The 19,365-nt window shown below is 58.4% G+C and carries 22 protein-coding genes, 1 tRNA gene and 1 pseudogene; 5 read left to right on the top strand and 19 right to left on the bottom strand.

Features of this window, described 5'->3' with window-relative positions; genetic code table 11:
• Window positions 1–113: 113 nt before the first annotated feature.
• Together AB7290_RS16480 and AB7290_RS16475 are read right to left on the bottom strand one after the other, a co-directional pair.
• Window positions 114–629 carry a hypothetical protein gene (locus tag AB7290_RS16480; protein WP_063982537.1) on the bottom strand — a complete coding sequence of 172 codons (516 nt, stop codon included), beginning with the start codon at window positions 627–629 and terminating at the stop codon, window positions 114–116.
• 56 nt (window positions 630–685) lie between these two features.
• Window positions 686–1,171 (bottom strand): hypothetical protein, encoded by a 486-nt coding sequence (locus AB7290_RS16475; RefSeq protein WP_071912719.1) that lies wholly within the window; start codon window positions 1,169–1,171, stop codon window positions 686–688.
• 307 nt (window positions 1,172–1,478) lie between these two features.
• On the opposite strand from AB7290_RS16475, the gene AB7290_RS16470 reads away from it, so the two are divergent.
• Together AB7290_RS16470 and AB7290_RS16465 are read left to right on the top strand one after the other, a co-directional pair.
• On the top strand, window positions 1,479–1,952 hold the full coding sequence (locus tag AB7290_RS16470) for a hypothetical protein (protein WP_085405378.1): 474 nt from the start codon (window positions 1,479–1,481) through the stop codon (window positions 1,950–1,952).
• A gap of 122 nt (window positions 1,953–2,074) precedes the next feature.
• Window positions 2,075–2,779 carry a hypothetical protein gene (locus tag AB7290_RS16465; protein ID WP_085405377.1) on the top strand — a complete coding sequence of 235 codons (705 nt, stop codon included), beginning with the start codon at window positions 2,075–2,077 and terminating at the stop codon, window positions 2,777–2,779.
• Between the two features lie 99 nt (window positions 2,780–2,878).
• Here AB7290_RS16465 and AB7290_RS16460 read toward each other — a convergent pair whose 3' ends face one another.
• Window positions 2,879–3,280 carry a hypothetical protein gene (locus tag AB7290_RS16460; protein ID WP_085405376.1) on the bottom strand — a complete coding sequence of 134 codons (402 nt, stop codon included), beginning with the start codon at window positions 3,278–3,280 and terminating at the stop codon, window positions 2,879–2,881.
• 357 nt (window positions 3,281–3,637) lie between these two features.
• Here AB7290_RS16460 and AB7290_RS16455 point away from each other — a divergent pair.
• Window positions 3,638–3,712, top strand: a tRNA-Thr gene (locus tag AB7290_RS16455).
• 565 nt (window positions 3,713–4,277) lie between these two features.
• On the opposite strand, the pseudogene AB7290_RS16450 reads toward AB7290_RS16455, so the two are convergent.
• Window positions 4,278–5,345, bottom strand: a pseudogene (locus AB7290_RS16450) (recombinase family protein); the annotation flags it as partial.
• 199 nt (window positions 5,346–5,544) lie between these two features.
• On the opposite strand from AB7290_RS16450, the gene AB7290_RS16445 reads away from it, so the two are divergent.
• Window positions 5,545–5,868, top strand: a complete 324-nt coding sequence (locus AB7290_RS16445) for a helix-turn-helix domain-containing protein (RefSeq protein WP_441253479.1) — start codon at window positions 5,545–5,547, stop codon at window positions 5,866–5,868.
• Between the two features lie 45 nt (window positions 5,869–5,913).
• Here the strand turns inward: AB7290_RS16445 and AB7290_RS16440 are convergent, their stop codons facing one another.
• The 9 genes from AB7290_RS16440 to AB7290_RS16400 form a co-directional block, all read right to left on the bottom strand.
• Window positions 5,914–6,198 carry a hypothetical protein gene (locus tag AB7290_RS16440; protein ID WP_144030866.1) on the bottom strand — a complete coding sequence of 95 codons (285 nt, stop codon included), beginning with the start codon at window positions 6,196–6,198 and terminating at the stop codon, window positions 5,914–5,916.
• Between the two features lie 37 nt (window positions 6,199–6,235).
• Window positions 6,236–7,765: an IS66 family transposase gene (gene tnpC, locus AB7290_RS16435; protein ID WP_354132706.1), complete on the bottom strand. Its 1,530-nt coding sequence runs from the start codon at window positions 7,763–7,765 to the stop codon at window positions 6,236–6,238.
• Window positions 7,766–7,834: 69 nt separating this feature from the next.
• Window positions 7,835–8,191 (bottom strand): IS66 family insertion sequence element accessory protein TnpB, encoded by a 357-nt coding sequence (tnpB, locus tag AB7290_RS16430; protein WP_007606730.1) that lies wholly within the window; start codon window positions 8,189–8,191, stop codon window positions 7,835–7,837.
• Window positions 8,188–8,640, bottom strand: coding sequence for an IS66-like element accessory protein TnpA (gene tnpA / locus AB7290_RS16425; RefSeq protein WP_144030647.1), 453 nt, complete (start codon window positions 8,638–8,640; stop codon window positions 8,188–8,190). Before tnpA ends, tnpB begins: the two co-directional genes overlap by 4 nt.
• 301 nt (window positions 8,641–8,941) lie before the next feature.
• Entirely contained in the window at window positions 8,942–9,118 is a 177-nt protein-coding gene (locus tag AB7290_RS16420; RefSeq protein ID WP_201266270.1) for a hypothetical protein, read from the bottom strand.
• A 42-nt stretch (window positions 9,119–9,160) separates the two neighbouring features.
• Entirely contained in the window at window positions 9,161–10,249 is a 1,089-nt protein-coding gene (locus AB7290_RS16415; protein WP_085405374.1) for a hypothetical protein, read from the bottom strand.
• A gap of 143 nt (window positions 10,250–10,392) precedes the next feature.
• Window positions 10,393–10,734, bottom strand: coding sequence for a DUF4145 domain-containing protein (locus tag AB7290_RS16410; RefSeq protein WP_161495939.1), 342 nt, complete (start codon window positions 10,732–10,734; stop codon window positions 10,393–10,395).
• Between the two features lie 437 nt (window positions 10,735–11,171).
• On the bottom strand, window positions 11,172–12,503 hold the full coding sequence (locus AB7290_RS16405) for a hypothetical protein (RefSeq protein ID WP_085405372.1): 1,332 nt from the start codon (window positions 12,501–12,503) through the stop codon (window positions 11,172–11,174).
• The gene (locus tag AB7290_RS16400) at window positions 12,484–13,311 is read right to left on the bottom strand and encodes a hypothetical protein (protein ID WP_085405371.1); all 828 of its coding nucleotides are present in this window, start codon (window positions 13,309–13,311) and stop codon (window positions 12,484–12,486) included. The genes AB7290_RS16405 and AB7290_RS16400 overlap by 20 nt, the downstream gene beginning before the upstream one ends.
• Before the next feature lie 97 nt (window positions 13,312–13,408).
• Between AB7290_RS16400 and AB7290_RS16395 the strand changes: the two genes are divergently transcribed.
• Complete coding sequence (locus AB7290_RS16395; protein ID WP_085405370.1) at window positions 13,409–13,591, top strand: hypothetical protein; 183 nt, start codon at window positions 13,409–13,411, stop codon at window positions 13,589–13,591.
• A gap of 298 nt (window positions 13,592–13,889) precedes the next feature.
• Here AB7290_RS16395 and nhaA read toward each other — a convergent pair whose 3' ends face one another.
• The 6 genes from nhaA to AB7290_RS16365 form a co-directional block, all read right to left on the bottom strand.
• Entirely contained in the window at window positions 13,890–15,119 is a 1,230-nt protein-coding gene (gene nhaA / locus AB7290_RS16390) for a Na+/H+ antiporter NhaA (RefSeq protein ID WP_085405369.1), read from the bottom strand.
• A 646-nt stretch (window positions 15,120–15,765) separates the two neighbouring features.
• Window positions 15,766–16,149 (bottom strand): hypothetical protein, encoded by a 384-nt coding sequence (locus AB7290_RS16385; RefSeq protein ID WP_085405368.1) that lies wholly within the window; start codon window positions 16,147–16,149, stop codon window positions 15,766–15,768.
• Between the two features lie 198 nt (window positions 16,150–16,347).
• Complete coding sequence (locus tag AB7290_RS16380) at window positions 16,348–17,115, bottom strand: HK97 family phage prohead protease (protein ID WP_085405367.1); 768 nt, start codon at window positions 17,113–17,115, stop codon at window positions 16,348–16,350.
• The gene (locus AB7290_RS16375; RefSeq protein ID WP_144030865.1) at window positions 17,116–17,703 is read right to left on the bottom strand and encodes a hypothetical protein; all 588 of its coding nucleotides are present in this window, start codon (window positions 17,701–17,703) and stop codon (window positions 17,116–17,118) included.
• Window positions 17,700–18,167, bottom strand: a complete 468-nt coding sequence (locus AB7290_RS16370; RefSeq protein WP_085405365.1) for a hypothetical protein — start codon at window positions 18,165–18,167, stop codon at window positions 17,700–17,702. The genes AB7290_RS16375 and AB7290_RS16370 overlap by 4 nt, the downstream gene beginning before the upstream one ends.
• 120 nt (window positions 18,168–18,287) lie before the next feature.
• Window positions 18,288–19,094, bottom strand: a complete 807-nt coding sequence (locus tag AB7290_RS16365) for a hypothetical protein (protein ID WP_085405364.1) — start codon at window positions 19,092–19,094, stop codon at window positions 18,288–18,290.
• Window positions 19,095–19,365 lie beyond the last annotated feature (271 nt).

Below are 19,365 nucleotides of genomic sequence, written 5' to 3'. Positions count from 1 at the left end.
CGAATTGGATACCGCTTCGCGTCAAGAAAACGCGTCAAACTAAGAATCCAAACAACAAAACGCCCATCCGCATCGCGCGGACGGGCGCTTCGTCAACTCAACCAATCAAACGATCAGTAATAGCGGCGCAGCACGCGGTGGCCGCCGTAATACGGCGCGCGGTGGGCGTAGCCGTAGCGCGGACCGTAGCCGTAGTGCGTGCGCGGCAGATAGCCGTAGCGCGGGCCATAGCCGTAGCGATACGGACGGTAGTACGGGCGCTGATAGGGATAGGCGGCGGCGGCACGATAGCCATAGCCGTTGCCGTAGCCATAACCACGGCCGTAGCCGTAGTTGGCGGGCGCGACGACTGCGTCCTCACGATAGGTCGGGTACGGCGCGAATGCGCCCGGTCCGGTGTAGGTCGGCCCCTGGTTGACGTAGTAATACTGCGTGGCTGGCTCGGCGAGGTGCTCAAAGCCCCATCCGCCATAACCCGGGCCATAGCCCCAGCTACCGCAACCCGTGTTGCAGCCGCTATAGACCGGCGCAACCGGTGCGCACGTGCTGAAGCCGCAAGCCGCGGCGGGCGCGGTGGCGACGAACATCACGGCAGCCGCCGCAACCAGTCCCGAAATCATCTGACGCATTACTCTCTCCTGTTGATTTTCGTATCTTGGATTTTTTCTTGAATTTTTGACGTTTCTTAAGTTGGCGGCCTTCCGGGCGCCTGTGCATGCGGCCGCGGCCGAGGACGCCGCGGACGGTCGTTGATCTCAGGCGCAAAGATCACCGGCGGCGGATTGACGGGCACGTCCATCTGCGGCGGCAGCGGCGCCGATTGCACACCCCAGCTCTGGTGATAGCTCTCGGCGGGCCTGGGCAATTTGCGGTTGGCGGGCGGCTCGACCTCGAGCCGGCCGTAGCCCGGCCGCAAGCCCATGGTCGGATAATAATGGCCGACGTCCTCGGGCTGCCGCTCGGCGATGTAGCGCCCGCCATAGATGGTCGGCTGCACCTGGACGTTCTTGCCGAGGCCCCAGACCCCCTCGACCACGCTGTAGGACGCGTCGATGTTGTCGATGATGATGGGCACGCCCGGGCGGCCGGGAACGACGATATCGAAGCCGCCGCCGGCAAACGCCGTCGCGGGCAATCCGATCAGAAAGGCGGCGAGCGCGAGAGCGCGCATGGAAGGATCCCGGTTTATCCGACGCTCAACCTATCCGATCGCCACGCGGAGAAGGTTAAGGCCCGCTCACCAATTTCCGGTAAGCCTAACGTGCAAGGGTCGATAGCGGCTCAAATGCCGCAAGCTGCGCTAGCGAAGCGTTAACGGGACACAAACCCGCCGCACATGCTGGATCGCACGAGGTTGCGTGGCACAAACTGTACATCCTCGGCGGGCTCACGTCGATGTGACCCCACATGCGAGAAGCCGCGGAACGACTGCCGGATGGCGCGCTTAGCACAGGTCTCAACAACATGGAGCAAATGCCATGACGAGCCTGAAGCTTCTTGGCTTGGCCGCGATCGTCGCGTCCACGCTGGCAACACCGGCCTTCGCGCAAACGACAGTCGACAATTCGGGCCGCTGCACGGGGCTCTTCCAGGATCCCAATTGCCAGAATCTCACCCCCGGCAATCCCACCACCGATCGCGCCTATCGGCGCCGGCACATGGCCCGCGGCCAAGTGAATCCGGATGACGGAACTCGATCGGGCTTCTGGCCGGTCGACACCGCAGGCGCCGTTGCTGGCGCCGCCGTCGGCACCGCGGCAGCCGTTGCATCCGCGCCGTTCCGCGGCTGGGACAATTCCTACGCCTATGACAATTCCGGTGGATATGCCGGCGGCCGTAGCGAAATGGGCTGGTACGGCAATTGGGATACCTATGCGGCCCGCAACGGCATCGTTTGCCGGCCCGGGACCTGGTACAAGGGAGCGGACGGCCTCCAGCACATCTGCCAGTAACACCGCACAAGTCGGGTGAAGAGGATCAGGCGGCCCTACGGGCCGCCTGTTTCATGGCGGCGAAACGCACCTCTGGAAGCATGGAATGCCGAAAAGTTCACTTCGCGGATATGAGGTGACACATGAAACGACTACCCGGCACCGCCGGCATCGTCCTAGCCTCCGCAACACTGCTCGCCCTGACCGGCGCCGCGCACGCGGTCGATCACGGCAAGGCCGCCAGTGACTACGGTTTTGCGAACGCCTCCCTCGAACTCTATTGTAAGGGTATCCTGACCGTGGCCGATGCGAAGGAGAAAGCCAAGCTCGACCGGATGTACCGAAACAATTCACGCTGGAAAAAGGACTACGCCGAGGGTTACGACTACATCGCCAATCGTGAGCGGCGCGACATGTCCAGTCTCTGGTCGATCTGTGTCGATGCAGCCTCACGACAAAAGTGGTTAAGGATCGCCCCGGAGGTACGGGTCATCCTGCAAGACTACGCCGACGGAAAACTTAAAGAAAACGAAGCGCAGGAACAATTGAACCAGAAGAATGCGACCTTGTTGGCCGTTCCTGCGACCGAAGAAGCATCCGACGTGGAAAGCACCAAGATCAGTCTGGCAATCAGGATCGCGTTGTACGAATCGGTCTGCGAGATCAAGCTGTCCCCGGCTGTCGAGCAGGCCAAGGAGCTATTGCTGAAAAACGTCGGCAAGAAAATAGTGATGATAGGCAGCGCCGCTATCATCGGGTCGTGGAACGGCGACAAGGCTGCGATGGCCAAGTGGTGCGCTGGCGCTCCCAAGACGCTGCGCATGATCGAAGAGGGTATGAAGCCATGAAGTTTGCCCTCACCCTCCGTCACCATTCTCGCTCTGCCCTGCAATGCGCAGGCACAAAAAAGGTCGCTAGTGCTTTAGCGCGGCGCGTTCGCTATCATCTTAGCGACCCTTTCCCTTCATGATCTCGTCTATCATCATGAGCGTATCTTTATACGCTTGATCCATCACCGGGCGGCAAGTGCCCTCGAATTGATCACGCAACACTTTGATGTTGTCGCACTTGCGCGACATCTCGTTTGTCATCTTGTCGTTGGCGACCGTAGCCAAGGCTCCAACCGCTTCTTTGGAAACGCCAGCCTGCGCACCTATGCGAATGCTGCGACCGTGCAACACGCCTGCTGCAGTCTTGAGTTTGCCGAGCAAAGGGTCGCTTGGGTCTTTTTGCTCACGACAGACCGCATCAATAGTCGCGTAATTCGCGCAGTTGATTGCATCGTCAAGAGGCGCCGCGTGAGCGTCGGCGGCCGCGAGTGCAGCGGCGACGGCGAGAAAGCGTTTCATGTCTCGTCCTCACTCCAAAGGGACGTGTTTGGTTCCGAGACCGCGCAAGGCTTCGACAGCTTTGGAGCACCATTCGTTTTGTCAGCTTTAGTCTTCCAAGAATCGGTTGACGGTTGCGTCGACGATCATCCGTTCTTTTGGTCTGACATCCCTCGCCCGTACCTCCAACGGGGGCAGTCTGGTTTCCGGCTCTACACATTTTCTGCCAGGCGGCGGTGCGGAGAAGAGCGCAAGCCAGTCAGACTAGACCTACACCCCGACTGCGGCTATATCGACGCAAACGCTGCCCGACCGTGCACCCCAACGTGCCGACTGGACAAGTTTCTTCTCGTTAACTGCTTATAATTGTTTGGTTTTGCCGGCTTAGCTCAGCGGTAGAGCAGCGGTTTTGTAAACCGAAGGTCGGGGGTTCAATCCCCTCAGCCGGCACCACTGATTTAGCCGACAACGTGGCCTTGCCAATAGCGGTCAACTCGCCCCCCACAGATAAGGCCGCTTGAACGGCGTCAGGACGCCCAGCGGGCGCTCCTATCAATGCTGCGAGCCGTCCGCGCGTCTCCACCGTGTAGGGCTCACCGGCCTTCCTAGCCATGACAACGACGCTATCGACCAACTCTCGAAAGCTTGTGGCAACCTGAGGGTCTATTTGTCCTCTCGCCCCAGCTATGTGCTCCAGATTTTGTTTGAAGCGTTTGATTGCGGTCGGGTGAAGATCGACCGTCGCAACAAATTCGTCCGCCGACGCCAGCTCCTGTTGCAGCCGGCCCTTTTCTAAGCGCTGGGCCTGTAGCCGCGTGGCAACCTCCTCTGATCCAAGTGTGCCATTTTCGACGGCGGTAATCAGATTCTCAATTGCCCTCTGGCACGTCGCAATCTTGGCTGTGATTTTCACCTTGTCACGGCGGGCGTCGGCTGACAGTGCTCGCCGTTCAGCAAGATAAGCTTCGACGAACTGCCCCATGAGTGCCGGATTGTCGATTTGGACCTTGAGTCGATCGAGTACAAGCCGCTCAATCTTTTCGAGATAGTATCTCGCCGCGTTGTTGCACGAACCGCTTTCCCTGTTGCGGCTGCACCGCACCCGCGGCCCCAACCGATCTGAGCCAAGCACTGCCATTCCAGACCCGCAAGCACCACACCGAAGAAGACCAGACAGCAACCGGAAGGATTTTGGCTTTCGACGCGATGCAGGGGTACCAGCTTCCAACCGCCTAGCTCGCGCGGCCTCAAATAAGTTGTCATCCAGAATCCGCAGGCCGGGTACGTCTTGAGTGACCCACTCGCTTTCAGGATTTGTCCGAGTTATCCGCCTTCCCGTCTTGGGGTCTTTAACCGACCGTCGCTTGTTCCACACTACTCGCCCAACGAACCGTTCGTTCAGAAGTAGGCCCTGCCCTCGCGCGGTGTTGCCGTTAATCGTCGAGGCATTCCATTTGCCCCCTCGCGGCGCCGGAATGTTATCTGCGTTCAAGGCCGCAGCGATCACGCGCGGTGATGCACCGGCCACGTACTCTTCGAAGATGCGCTTTACGACCGCGGATGTCTCCGGATTGATATCAAGTAGGCCCGGCTCTCCCTTTCGCGGTGTGTATCCGTAAAGGTTCCCCCCGGGATTGCGGCCTTGGCGCACCACACCACCGAGCCCTCGCCTAACCTTTTGGGCCAACCCCTTCAGGAAAAGGGCAGCCATGGTGCCTTTAACACCAACGTGCATTTCATTGATTAAGCCATCGGCTAACGTATGAATCTCGACTTCCGCGAAATTCATATCCTCGTAAAGCTGCGCAATGTCCGATTGACTGCGCGAGAGTCTGTCCAAATCTTCCGACAGAATTATGTCAAAGGAGTTGGCATGCGCTTCGCTGACCATTCTGACAAACTGCGGCCGGCCGAAGATTGAGGCGCCAGAGGCGGCCCGATCGTGGAAATTGCCAGCGATCTTCCATCCTTGCCGGGCTGCGAATTTCTCACAAACGGCTATCTGATCTTCAATCGAGCGGTCGTTTTGGAGGTCAGATGAATAGCGCGAATAAATTGCAACTCGTTTAGTGCTTCGTGTTGTCATTTGCACCGATTGCCTCAAGGTGGTCGATACGCGCCTGATTGCGGGCCAAGGCAACGATGAAGCTATTTAATGCCGCGTCGGTGTCGACATCATCCGGAGCTAAGGCGACGTTCCTGGAAAACAGATTTCCTACTTCGAAGCGACTATTGGCAGATGCGGACAATGGACTTGCAGGCATAATTTCCCCATTATTGAATAGATGCATACCCGACATAATGTCGGATTTCAATATGCGACAAGAGAGATGATGACCGGCCGGGACTTATCGTTATTGGCTGCACAGATTAGAGCCGCCCGCGGTCTTTTGGGTTGGTCTCAAGCCTACCTTGCCGAAGGCTGCAATATTCACCGCGCTACGCTGGTAGACTTGGAATCCGGCAAGCGGGAGCCACAGGAAGCGACAGTTGCCGTTCTAATGAACGAACTCACCGCGGCAGGCATTGTCTTTACTGAGAAAGGCGTTGAATTTCGGAAGTGGCCGGCGAAGACGTACGTACTCACGCCCATCAAGCGAAAACGGTAAGTCGCCCCGAAAAACCGGGGTGGCTTATGATCAACCGGTTGGAGCTTACGCCTCTTCTGAGGAAGGAAGATTATCCAACACTCGGCACTGCATATCTGCGATCGTTGAAACGATAAACTCGATACCGTCTAGGAAAGCCTCGCGCTCATGGTTCGAAGCAGCGACGAGTCTTTCAGCTTCGGTAAGGGTGCCAATGAGTTCGATCCCTTGCAGAACTCTGAACGTCAATGCTTGGAGTTCACTGGCGTCCAATGGCGCTCCTGTATGCCTTGGGGCAACAAGACACAGCTTTTCGGCACCGGAAATGCCCGGTTCAACGTGCGTATTCATTTTGGTTTACCCCCAAGGACGACTGTAAGCGATGTTCTCAGGCCACGCGCCAGCGTTCTTGGGTAGCGAGATAGGCCCAGGGTAGCAGTTCGTCGATCTGGCTGTTCGGGTGGTCGTTGACGATGCGGGTGATGACGTCGGCGAGATAGGCGTGGGGTTCGACGCCGATGAGCTTGCAGGTTTCGATCAGTGAGGCGATGACGGCCCAGTGTTCGCCGCCGCCGTCCGAGCCAGCGAACAGGGCGTTCTTGCGGTTGAGCGCGATTGGGCGGATAGCGCGCTCGACGACGTTGGAATCGATCTCGACGCGGCCGTCGGCAATGAAGCGCGTCAGCCCGTCCCAACGCGACAGCGCATATCGGACGGCCTCCGCGAGTTTGGTCTTCTGGCTAATCAGACCAAGCTTGGCGCGCATCCAGGGTTCGAACTCGTCGGCGATCGGCCGGCTCTTCTCTTGGCGGACGGCGCGACGCTCGTCGGCGGTGCGGCCGCGGATCTCGGCTTCGATGACGTAGAGCCCGGCGATACGTTCGAGTGCCTCGCTGGCGATCGGTGCGGGACCGGCCGCGGCGAGTTCGTAGAAGCGCCGGCGCACATGGGACCAGCAGAACGCCAGTTCTACGTCACCGCGCTCGGCCATGACCCGATAGCCGGCATAGCCGTCGACCTGGAGGATGCCGGCAAAACCCGCGAGGTGGACGATCGGCCGTTCGGCCTTGCGATCGGGAGCGTAGACATAGGCGACGGCGGGCGGGTCCGTGCCGCCCCAGGGCCGGTCGTCGCGGGCATAGGCCCAGAGCTGGCCGGTCTTGGTGCGGCCGCGTCCGGGATCGAGCACCGGGGCGGTGGTCTCGTCGGCAAACAGTTTTGGCGACTGCTTCAGCCTCGCGAGCAGTCGCTCATGCACCGGCCGCAACAGGAAGGCTGCCCGCCCGACCCAATCGGCCAGGGTCGAGCGATCCAGCTCGAGGCCCTGGCGGGCGTAAATTTGAGCCTGCCGATACAGCGGCAGATGGTCGGCATATTTGGCGACGAGTACCTGCGCCACGGTGGCTTCGGTCGGTAGCCCGCCCTCGATCAGCCGCGCTGGCGCCGGTGCCTGTACCATGGTCTCGCAGGCCCGGCAGGCATACTTCGGCCGCCTTACGACTAGGACCCGGAACTGGGCCGGGACGATATCCAGTCGTTCGCTCACATCCTCGCCGATCCGGTGCAGCGCCTGCTGACAGCACGGGCAGGCGTGATCGTCGAGGTCGACCAGCATCTCGACCCGCGGCAGATGCGCCGGCAACGCTCCTCTGTTCCTGCGGCGCCGTGCGGCTCGGCTCGATCGCTCGGCAGCATTGGCTGCATCGGTCGCCGCATCACTGCTCGCCTCGACCTGCTCGACCTCCTCCAGGCCGAGCAGCAACTGGTCCTCCGGCAGCGTCTCGGCCCGGCGGCCGAAGCGATGACGCTGCAACTCCTTGATGATCTGCTCGAGCCGCGCGGCGCGCGCCCGTTCGGCCAGCAGCATCGCCTTGAGCGTGCCGGGATCGTCCGGAAGCGTGTCGGCCGTCGTCGCCATGATGCGATTACACCATGCGTCGCGGCATCCCGCGAGCGCGACATGCATACTGATTCACTGTGCCGCAGTTCAACTCGCTTGGATCGGCGACGGTGTCTCGCGCGCGGCGTGGACGCGCTTCCAGTCTAGTCCTTCGAGCAAGGCTGACAGCTGCGCCGCGGTCAGGCGAATGACGCCGTCCTGCACGTTGGGCCAGCAGAACGAACCGGTCTCAAGCCGCTTGGCGAACAGGCACACACCCGTGCCGTCCCAATAGATCAGCTTTACCCGGTCGGCGCGCTTGGCGCGGAACACATACACGGCGCCGGAGAACGGATCGGCCTGGATGCTCTCACGCACCAGGGCCGCGAGCCCTTCGGCACCCTTGCGGAAGTCGACCGGCCTGGTCGCCACCATCACCCGCACCGCGCCCGTCGGACCGATCACGTGCAGGTCTTCAGCGCATGGATCACGGCCGCAATCGTCGCGGCATCCGCGCCGCGGCCGACCCGGACCGCGACGCCGTTGATCTCGAGCTCGATGATGCTGCTGTTCTCGGCGCCCTCGAGCGCCTTCCGGAGGCGTCGGCGCTGCCGCGGTGAGCGCTCCGGCGGCGTGGACGATGGGGTAACGACAGCGGGCACGAACGTCTGCGGCTCGGGAGCCACAGGGATCGCAACCGGCTGTCGCATTTGCCGGCGCCACGTAAACAGCTGTTGCGGCGACAATCCGTGCCGCCGCGCGACCTCCGATACCACGGCTCCCGGGGCCAGCGTCTCCTCGACGAACCGCGCCTTGTCGTCGGCCGAGAACTGCCGGCGTCGGCCGCTCTCCGTGATGACCTCGACCAGACGAACCGAGGTCCTGGGCTCAAGCATATGTTCAAGCTTAGACACAAGCCGATCTCCAATCAGAGATCGATCATTCCTCGCTCGACGCCTTCAATGGAAGGTGGGACCGAAACAGCGCTTACGGACGACTCGCCGGAGCCGTCATTCAATAAGGGGACTGTAAGCACAAACGCGCGAGAATGCAAGGGCGTTACCACCATTTCTCAAGCGTTTTCAATTACTTAGGGCGCCTCGCCCTATAGGTCAATACTTCCTATTGAATCCATTGAAGAAAAGCCCGGCCGGCTGCATCGGAGCCGCCGCCAGCACTATGGCTTCGCGCTAACAGCCGCTTTGCACAGCGCGCCTATTCGAACTCCGGCTTGCCGGTAACGCTTCGCGCCGACAAACTCAGTTCTATGTCGCGGACCTGCTCCACTAGCCGCTCTGCGATCTGTTCGTAATCAGATGGTGCCAGCGTGTCGACGCCTCGCGCCGTCAACTCGTTCTGTAGAATCTCTGCCAAGAGTAGTTTAACACTCATTCGGAAATCCATTTGCGATGAAAATTGAAGCATCCGTTGAAACTACGACAAACCATAAATGCGGTCCGCATACGACCGGACATCCGCGGGCGTTCCGTCGACTAGGTCCTTCAAATACTGCAAAAACTCGTCGCCGGTCGCGAGAGAGAACATCTTGGCCTTCAGCCTCACTTCTGTTCGCAAGCGACCTTCCTTCAACAGCGCGGCACACTCCCTATCTACAAACATGGCGTCTACATAAGGTCCATAAGTCGAAATCGCATTGATGTCGTTTAGTATGCTTGAACGCAGTTCAGCACGTTGGCCCGAGGAAATTTTCCACGCGAGGGCCGCGAATAAATAGGCGGAGATTCGGTGTGTAGGTTGCTGATGATTTCCGGGCCAGTCCAAAAACCTCACAACCTCTGTTTTGGCAATGTCGGAAGGCACGCCGTGTTGCTCGAAGAGATACACCAACGCGTGGTAGCGGTCGATCCAGCCAGTCTTGAGATGCAACATCCCCTCGGGATCGTCTGACGCCAAAACTCGTTGAAACTCAGTGATTGCACTTGTGATAGCGCCACGAACCGACGCCCCGTAACTTTCCAGCTCGTACCTCAGTACAGAATCAAAACTAAGCTTCTCTCGCGCCCACCGTTTGGCAAGTCGATCCAGACTCAAATTCGCAGACTCTCTATCGCTCCGAATGCCTGACGCAAAGATTGACAGGTCCATCTTTACGTCGATATGAAATTTTGAAAGCCAAACATTCCGATCACCGTCAAGAATTTCATCGACGTCAAACACAATGCTTGGCGGCGGCTGGCCTGCCAAGAATGCTTCCGCAAAAATCTGCTCGTGTTCTGTAGCTACATCGTGGGTTGCTCTAAATGATACATCACCACTGAGCATTTCGTGGGCAAGTCGAAGCTCGCTTGGCGAATGAAATACGATCGTCTCGTCAGAATGAATATTTGAGGACGGAAACACTACCTGCTGCCGCAGATAGGCGCGGTTCGCAAGATCCCAACAATCCTTCCAAAACGCTTCCCGAGGCGCGCCGGCGCGCCGGGTTTTTGTTTTGGTTTTGAACAATTCGCTGATGGCAAACTGATCTAGGTACACAACCTTTTTGTTTAATGCTGGCAGCACTTCGGCTCGTGCGTATCTGCAATCCCTGCACCGTCGTTCAAGATTCTCCCCGCCGACACTGAGTATTCCGAGCCCATTGTTTTTACAGCGGGGGCATTGAATGAATGGCCCTGTCTCGAACAAACCAGCCTCCCTCAAACTTCCTATTTGCGGGCCGGTACGCGCTGGCTTAGCGCCTTGGCATCCTCGTAGTGACCAAAGATCGGCGCCATAACTCCCTCAACGACGTCAAGGGCCACAGCGAGTTCTCTTTCTTTCGGGACGAAGCCTCGATGCATTGCCGCATCCCCCACATCGAGTGTTGCTCTCATACTTTCGCGCTGGATCGACGAAATGAATCCAGCTTTTTCGAAAGCGTCAAGCTTCTGGTTGAAGGTTTGAAGATCACCGACCTTCAGAATCATCACTTGCTCCAAGGTGGCTCGAATTCCCATTGCGGCAAGTCGATATTGCTTCGCATCCACGGCCGCGTACACCTCGTGCATCAAATCACCAATACCCTCCTCTTCCGCGCTAGTGACCCCGAGGCGCATAAACGCCAACCAGGCCGGAATCTTACGAGAGACTGGCGACGGATAGTACGTCCTGGTCTCGTCGTCCCTACTCGGAGTCAACCAGTTTCGAACAACCATCATGGAGACGGTATCGCAGCCACCACAAGAGAGGGTCGAATAGTCGTATGAGAAGAACTCGTCTGATCGCCTCGCTTGGGAGAGGACGTTGTGCATTGTCCAACGGATGCACATCGAACATGGAGCTTTTATTCTCTCTCCCACCTCAGTCATTGGCATCCCTTCTTGAACTAATCCGGTAACAACCTACGATATAGTCAAGCCCATGAACACCGTCTGCGAGCCTTCTGCCAACGGAAAGTTGCAGCAAAAAGGGGCGCCCACATACCGGCCCGCCCCCCTCCTCGTTTCTACAGACGGCGCGTCTGCTTTGCTTTGGTAACGGTGTTGACGATGACGTTAGGCAAGCTCGCCCTCAGGTCCGCTAGCTGCGCCTGAACGCGCGCAAGGCCGGATTCATCGGCGCCGCGTGCGTCAATCGTCACGCTCACTGGCGCGCTTACAGAGCCGCCCGGAGCCACGCCGTTAGGCAGGATTTGCGCGCCCTTAGGCACGTTCATAAACTCCGGCCCGTTCTCACCGACGATCGACCAACCGCCCGGAGCATCGTCCGTGCCGTTGGCGTAACCGGGTGGAGCCGTTGGGCCGAACCCGCCTATGCCGTCCGTTGCGTTGCTTCCACCGCCAAGCCCTAACAACCCCATTAATCCGCCGCCGCCGCCCCCGCCTCCGGGGAATGCCTTCGACCAAAGATTGTCGACGGCCATAGACATGAGCTTGTCAGCGATCTTGTTCAGCGCGTTCGTTCCGGCCGCAGCGAACGAATCCCAAGACGATTTGCCTTGCGCTAGGGCGTGCTCGAAATCAAGCGCAAAGCCCCTCGCTGCGTCCTGCGACGTTGAAGAGAATTCCTTCACAGCGTTGTTCATCCGGATTTGCGCAGCCTCTGAACTGTTCAAGGCCGCAGTCACGTCCGGATAGATATTCTTAAGGGTCGACGCAATCTGTGCATCTTGAGGAGTCAGAAGGGCCGTTTGACGCGCAAAGCTAATTTGGTTTGCGACCTTCGCCTTCTCCAAGGCCAACGCCGCATCACCGGCCTGTTGTGCTAGCTCTTGAAATGCTTTCGCACGCTGGCCCGTAACAGAAACGCCTTCTTTTTCCGCGGCGGCTTCAAGCAAAGCCATAGCCTTGAGGCGCTCGATGTTGTCTGCCGTAGTACCGACCGATTCAGCAGCCGCAAGCGTGGTCTTGGAGTATTTGGTCAGGGACTCGGTGGCTCTATCGATGGCATTACTGCCGAGGTCCTTTGACGCCACCCTGGACGGTATCGGGGACTCATAATCCGACGCAGACAACCCCGGATATGGCTTGGCCCTAGAGCCGGGATCGGGTGGGTTTGCCTTGTCAAACGCCGCGTCCATTTCCGACGCTGTCGGATAACGCGGCTCGTTGACCAAGCCGGCCGCGACTCCACGAATCTTTTCGGACGCCTCTTGCTGGCTCATGTAGCCGAAGCCACTCCAAAGAGCCTTGCCGAACGTCGACCAAGTTTCCGTTGAAAAAATCGGAGAGTTATTGAATTCCTTACTAGCTCGCTCGAACGCTTCCGTATCGATAACGATTCCCTTTTGAGGATCGACGCCGGCAGCCTTGAGTGCTTCAGATGCGGCGCTTTCCACTACCGCGCGAGCTGGGTCGGACGCCCCCCCAAGCGCGATCTCTGGTTTCCTTAATGAAGGATGCCGCTTTATCAATGTACTTGTCGACCTCCGGCAGAAGCTCAGAAATCGCGGCCTTCATATATGTCGACCATTCAACGCTAGACTTGCGCCAACGTTCGTCGAAGTCCTTTGCCTTCTCAATCGTCTCGTCGCTGATGATGGCGCCCGCATCCGATGCGGCGTCCCGGATTCCATCAAAGCCATGTGAGGCTTGCTCAAGGAATGGAATCCATTCCTTGGTGTAGCCGAGCATTTGAGCAATAGCGATTTGATCTTGCGGAGTCTGCGCTCGCCGCACAAGGTCGCCCGCAGTCTGTAGTAGTTGCGTCTCGCTGATCAGTTGCCCGTTTGCACCCTTGATGCTCAGTCCGTTCGCTTCAAATTCCTTCGAAAGAGAGTTTGCGTTGCGCTGTGCGTCGTTCAGCAATTGCGCTGACTTCGACAGGCCCTCATTGACCTGATCCAGACTCAGGCCCTTTACCTGCCCGGCAAACGTGACAGACTGGAAATCACGTACTGACAACCCGGCCTGCTCTGCCGTTGTCGCCATATCGGCAAGTTCTTTGTTGGCTTGCTTGACGTAGTTTAGAAAACCAGCGGCGGCGCCAAATGCACCGAACCCAGCCAGTGCAGTCGTTAGCAAATCTGTTGATGAAGAAACGTTCCCGACAGCATCACCGAGCGACTCAACCGAACGTGTCGTGCTGTCTATGCCTTCGCCGGTCGCAGTGATTGTTACCCTGCGGACAATATCGCCGTCTGACATTCTATATCTTTCTAAGAATTAATTTCGAAATAGTTCGCCAATGCGTTGCTGGCCGCCCTGATGGTGCTAGAAGCACGGTGCAGAGCAAGGAGTTGCAATGGCCAAGAAAGTGAAAAAGATCGTCCGTCGCGAATACACGAGGGCGGACGTCAAAGAGCTTCGCGCACATTCAAAGGCCAAGACGCCCGTTGTTAAAATCGCGAAGCAGATGAAGCGCAGTGAAGGATCGTTGCGCCAAAAGGCCATCAAGCTCGGCATTCCGCTGGGGCACATGCGCTAACCGCTGCCGCGCGATGCGTGGCTCAGCTCGGGCGCGTGCTCATGATCCAACCAGCCGCGACGGAATACCATGCCCGCTCCTGCCCCTGGAGCGGACGGGGTCGGATCGCCATAGCGAGTCGGCTAAGGGCCGACAGGCGACAATGCGGGGCGCGCGAGAGCCGCGTTCGGAAATGCGTTCTCACCAGACAAGGACGTAGAGAACGTAAAGCGAATAGCCGATGACGAGAATGCCCATCATCACTGACAGCCATGTTAGGATTCTATCATGGTTCATTAGTCGTCTACTCGGGTTTCCATCAGTTGGTTTTTCGCTGTCGTTGGGCGTACTCGGCCCCCCATCCAAGTCCCAACGTAACCGAGATCAGCGAGCCGAACAGCACGCCGAGCTTCGCCGCATCAAGCAGCTTGTCGTCGCTAAAGGCGAGCATGGCAATGAAGATCGACATGGTGAAGCCTATGCCGGCGAGCAGCCCGACGAGACAAACGCCACTCCACGACACGTCCGGCGCGAGGCGGCACCAGCCCGTGTGCACCGCAAGCCACGTCGCCCCGATCACACCCAGCGGCTTTCCCGCACACAGCGCAAGTGCGACGCCGAGCGTCACGAACTGAGCGTCACCTGATAGCTCCATACCCTTGAAGCTGACACCCGCATTCGCCAACGCGAAGACCGGCATGATGGCGTAGGCGACCCAGGGATGCAGCGCCATCTCCACACGAATGACGGGCGGCACGATCCAGGGATGCCGCGACCGCGCCGGTGTGATCAGCCCAAGCACGACGCCTGCGAGCGTCGGATGAATGCCTGCCATGAGAAAGCCCGCCCAGACGATGAACGCCGGCACGACATAGGCATAGGCGGAGCCGATCCTGAGGCGCTGAAAGCCGAGCGCCATGACGACGCCGAGCGCCGCGACGGCGAAGCCGCTGGGATCGAGCCCGCTGGTGTAGAACAGCGCGATGATGAGAACCGCGATGATGTCGTCGATGATAGCGAGCGCCAGCAGAAAGACCCGAATGTTGCCTGGTATCGATTTGCCGAGCAGCGCGAGCACGCCGACGGCGAAAGCGATATCGGTGGCGGTCGGTATCGCCCAGCCATGGCCGCGCCCCGGAACGGCGTTGAAGCTCAGATAGATCAGCGCAGGAACGACGACCCCGCCGAATGCCGCCAGCACCGGCAAAATAGCTTGGTCGAACCTGCTCAGCGCGCCCTCGTGGATCTCGCGGCGAATCTCCATGCCGACGACGAGGAAGAACATCGTCATCAGCGCGTCGTTGATCCAGAAATGCAGCGGCCTTTCGAAAGCAAATGGGCCGAGGTGAAGTGGAATCGTCAGGTTCCAGACGTCATGATACGAATGGGCCAATGGCGAGTTGGCCCACAGCAATGCGGCCGCCGCGGCCGCGAGCAGCACAATCCCGCTGATCGCCTCGACATGCAGGAAGTGCTGGAGTGTCGCGAGCGCTCGCTCAGCGAGAGATTGGGACTTTGAAGGGTTCCTGTTGGGCAGATGATCGTTCATGGGCACACGCATCCTGCGTGGCGGCCCGACCATCGCTTAACCTGTCACTGCTTTACGCAGCGAGCACCCATGGTCCTTCTACACAACAGAGCCGAGAACGCAACTGTGATGTCTCCAACGGGTCAAAAGGCGAAATACCAGGAGTCGGCGCAAGTTTGCTTCCCCCATACTACCGGACATCTCATTCCGCATTCCCAATGCATCGTCTCTCTGTATTCACTCCAAAGCTTTTCCAGAGACGCTTGGGTTCCGACCCATGAAGAGCACGCTGCAGCTCTCGCGGGCGGGCGGAGCCATGCCGATTGGCAGCCTCACAGGAGATTCTAGGTCCCCTGCGCTACGCTGACAGTCGAACCCAGAGTGAACCAAGCGAAAACCGGATCGGTTGGCGCGTCGAGTTCGCCGTACCAGAGCGAACCTCCTTGGCCGCCTGACATGCTGGCGCCATCAAGGCTGATGCCATCAGTCGCGCTAGTAGGTGCGGCGCCAAATTTGATAGTCGCTGGATTTACGCCATTTACAACGATACAGAGATGCTTCCGATCATTGTTGGCACCTACCAATGGTGTCGGCGTAGCTGCGGAGACTGAAACGGAAGTTGTCTTGATGGAGATGCCCATTGAGGCGATAGTCCTTTGAATATGAGTTAGAAGTACTTGGCAGCCGCATCATCTTCGTTCGTCTCGTCAGGCATCCTGACTTTCGAAGCATCAGCCGGCGTGGCACCCATTGAGTTCAAAATCATCCGGAGCAAATTTAGCGCCTTAACTCCAACCTCATCGCCAGCCATCTGGCGGCCACGAATGTCGCTGGCGATACTTACCAGCGCTCGGTGCGATTTATTGAGCCAAGGCAATTCTTCTGAGAACGTGTTCCATGCCTCTTTTTGGCTTTGCGTCTTCAAGAATTTGGGTGGCGCGCCTAGCGGGCCAAGCCCGGTCCATTCCTTGCGGTCTTTGAAGCGGCTTGGATTCCGGAGCGTTCGCCCGGTCGTTTCCGCCTTAATGAGCGGGACGCGAGGTCGTGGCATTAAAATGCGATTCCTTTCTAATATTCGAAAGATGGGTATGGGGCCACGAAATGCAGCGATGCGCAGGATGGCCCATGTCGGTTCCTACTGCCCGGAGGGCCTAGACTTTTTGGGGTGCCCCCTTGGGGGTCTCCCGCCAAGGTGCTGCCTGTTACACGATCGACACCTTGGCGGGACGCGGCGGAGCGGTAGCCACGCCTACAGAAAGAGACCGTGGCGCCCCCGCGCAACAGCTTGCAGGCGCTCTATCTCTGCCGTCTGAAAGCTGTTCAACTGATCCAACGTCATCGATCGCCGAGGGCGTGGCAACGTGCCGGATGTGGAGATGGCCTGTGCTTTCAAGGACCGTACCTTGCGCGACAACTTGTGCAACATCTGGGCCGCCCGGAAAGTCGCTGAACGATGGCCAGCCACTGGCCTGGGCGTAGCTGTCTTGTCGACCACAAAGGCGAAGGCATTATCGCCCGCTGCCCCTTCCGCACAAATCGTCAGTTCGGTAAGCCGCGCCCGAGTGATGACCCGCACCGTTTCTCCGTCGATTTCCTCTTTGCGTTCAGCTAAGATGTCGCAACCAACCGACATGCTCGCTCGATTACCTGAGTTGCACATTCGAGCGACCATGGGGCCATCCTTGCACTGATCAAGGTCAAGCCGGAATTGCACACCTTCGTCGTCAATCATCACCGATAGAGCATCGTCGGTGCTTGCGACCTCAAACGACGCCTGATGATCGATCCAGAAGCCAACACGTCGATTGCTGATATCACCGAAGCACCCTGACCCAAGCGCGACTCGTTCGCCCTTGTGCGTGAATACTTCGTTGAATTTAAGAATCTGCCCATCAAGCGCCTGATCTTCGACCACATCAAAAATGACGTTCATGGCGCCGCCGCGCTCTACTCTGAAAGCGCGCGCCTCAGAGCGCTCCAGCGAACGGAGGTCCGCAGGGTCAATTACGATAGTCATTTAGCGAACGGCCTCTGGGATTGAAGACTTTCCGATCAGGTTCGCTTCGTGCAACTCTTCAAAGATGTAATGATAAGGACCGCTTCTATCGGAAATTCCGCCGAGTGCATTTGACCAGACACGCTTCAACGCACTGGTTGACGCGCCTGCGTCTTCGATGGCGTCAAACATCTTGGTGTAGGCCGAGTGCGCTGCATAAAGATCGATAAATGCCTTGGCGAAGTTCCTCCCTAGACGGGTCACTTCTTCCTTAACTTCCTCGCAGACCATGCGAGAGGCGACTGCACGTTCGCGCTGAATAGTGCCAGCTTCCCGTCCTCTTGCAGTCTTGAGGTCTTGGATTTTTCGCAAGATCGTTTCTAGCTCGGGTTGGCTTGGTACGCCGACGAGAGGTGGCAGACCGGTCAATGCGCGAATACGATTCTCTTCCGCCACATTTACGTGAGTAGCAGGCTGGTCCCGCTCTTCGGCGCGTAGAACCATTGCGCGTGCCATCAGTGGGGCAAGAGCAAGGGAATGGTCTGTATCCCTCTTGAGCGCCTCTCGAAGAGGGGGATGCAGTTCTTCTGGCCTTGGGATAGTCTTCACTTTGTTTCCAATTTCTCTGTAACCTTGGCGACGACGTACCCGCAGTCGCAGATGAACGCCGCGCGATCATTCGACAGCACGTCGCTGATGGACTTGTCGGGCGGCACATTGATTACCTTGCTCTTGCCGTCTGGCAGCCCAACAAGCAGCGTCTGGCCCAGAGGATAGAGTTCCCCCACAGGACGGCCGGTGCCTCCCTTGTCGCTGAACTCGAAAGCGGCCTTGGCGGCCCGTGATGGGCCAATCCCTAGCCGGGTTAGCTCAGTGGTTAGTGCGATCTGTAGGATGCGCCGCAATGAATAGCCGCGGTTCTCGCCGCAACCACGGGACGGTACGTCGCAGGGCTGCAGGGTGATGTGAGAGCGTTGCAGATACCGTTGCAACGTCGCCAGCGGCGTGCCGGTCGCCTTTCCAGCAACGCCGGTCGGGTACGTTTTCATGAAATCCTCGTTGTGAGTGTGCATCTCGCTATTCCAAGGGCGAAAAAAACAGCGCGACCGTATGAGCGGTGCGCTGTAAGTCTTTTGAGAATCGAAAGCGGGAAAGGCGCTCGAAACGCCAATCCATAATTTCAATATACCACGCTAGGTGGTGGGGGGTGTAGACACCCAAGGTTCAGCTAACTTCACGGGTCCGCAAGCTTGGTTCAAATACGACTTTCCATGCTGTGGATGAGGGACAGCCGGACGTGTGATCGTAAACGTCCCGACCATGGGCATAACAAATCGTGGAGACTCCCCGTCCCGTTCAATCCGGTCGAGCTTATCGTAAAATCGGGTGAGTTGGCGTAGCGCTGCCAGGATCATCGCTTGACCGGCCGCACTTGTCTGCCCGCGATCCTTGCGGCCTTGGTCGAAACCAAGCATTTGGGCGTTCCAGCAATCGACCATGACGCGCTTTAGCACCCTAAAACCGTCGCCCAAAAAGTCTTCAGCGAGAGCTACCACCTGACGAGCGTGCAAAAGTCGCTCCGTGGGACGCTTACTTGTCGGGTCATCTGCAAACGGGTCGTGCAGCGGCTCGCCCAGAGCAATCGCAAGATGAATCCGGAATAGCTCCGCGCTGGTCCAATTTCTCCGATTTTCAAATTCGTTGGCGCCTAGGTCCCCTCGATCGGCCATATCCTTCAGCGGATATGGCTGCGGTTTGTTTTCGTTTGCGACGGGCGGGAGTCGGCCGTTGTCGCAGACAGTTACTATCGTCTCGACAGGCAGCGGCTTGTCAGGGCGGAAATTGACGCGGGGGCTGGTTCGCTTGCCGTCCAATGAGACAACGTTTTCACTCCTCTGCCTTGGTGCTGGCGCTGCAACCAATTCGCCCGTGTCTTGATCGTGCTGCCTGATGGTTTTGGCCCGCTCGATGCGGACCACGTCTGAAATCGTCCTTGCCATATTACTTTCGCTTCAATGCTCAAAAACTATTCCCGCTGCCTTGCCAGCATGTCGGGTCGAAATGAATCAAAAATGGATCGTCGCCCGCCAAGGCGTGCGTTGTGTCTCTCCTTCAATGCGCGGCAAAGCGCTCACCCAAGCGAGGCGCTGTCCGACCGGTTAGATTGCTGGTGTTCACCGGGCCGCTAGTAGCGGCGAGCAATGTCGATACGTGTAGCCGAATTCCCGACAAATTTCCAGACCGTTCAAGGTCCGATCCTTGCGACCACGA

The organism is Bradyrhizobium sp. 613_E4_N2_2 (assembly GCF_052075995.1).
In the GTDB taxonomy this organism is placed as follows: domain Bacteria; phylum Pseudomonadota; class Alphaproteobacteria; order Rhizobiales; family Xanthobacteraceae; genus Bradyrhizobium; species Bradyrhizobium barranii.
This window is presented reverse-complemented; position numbering and strand designations above follow the sequence as displayed.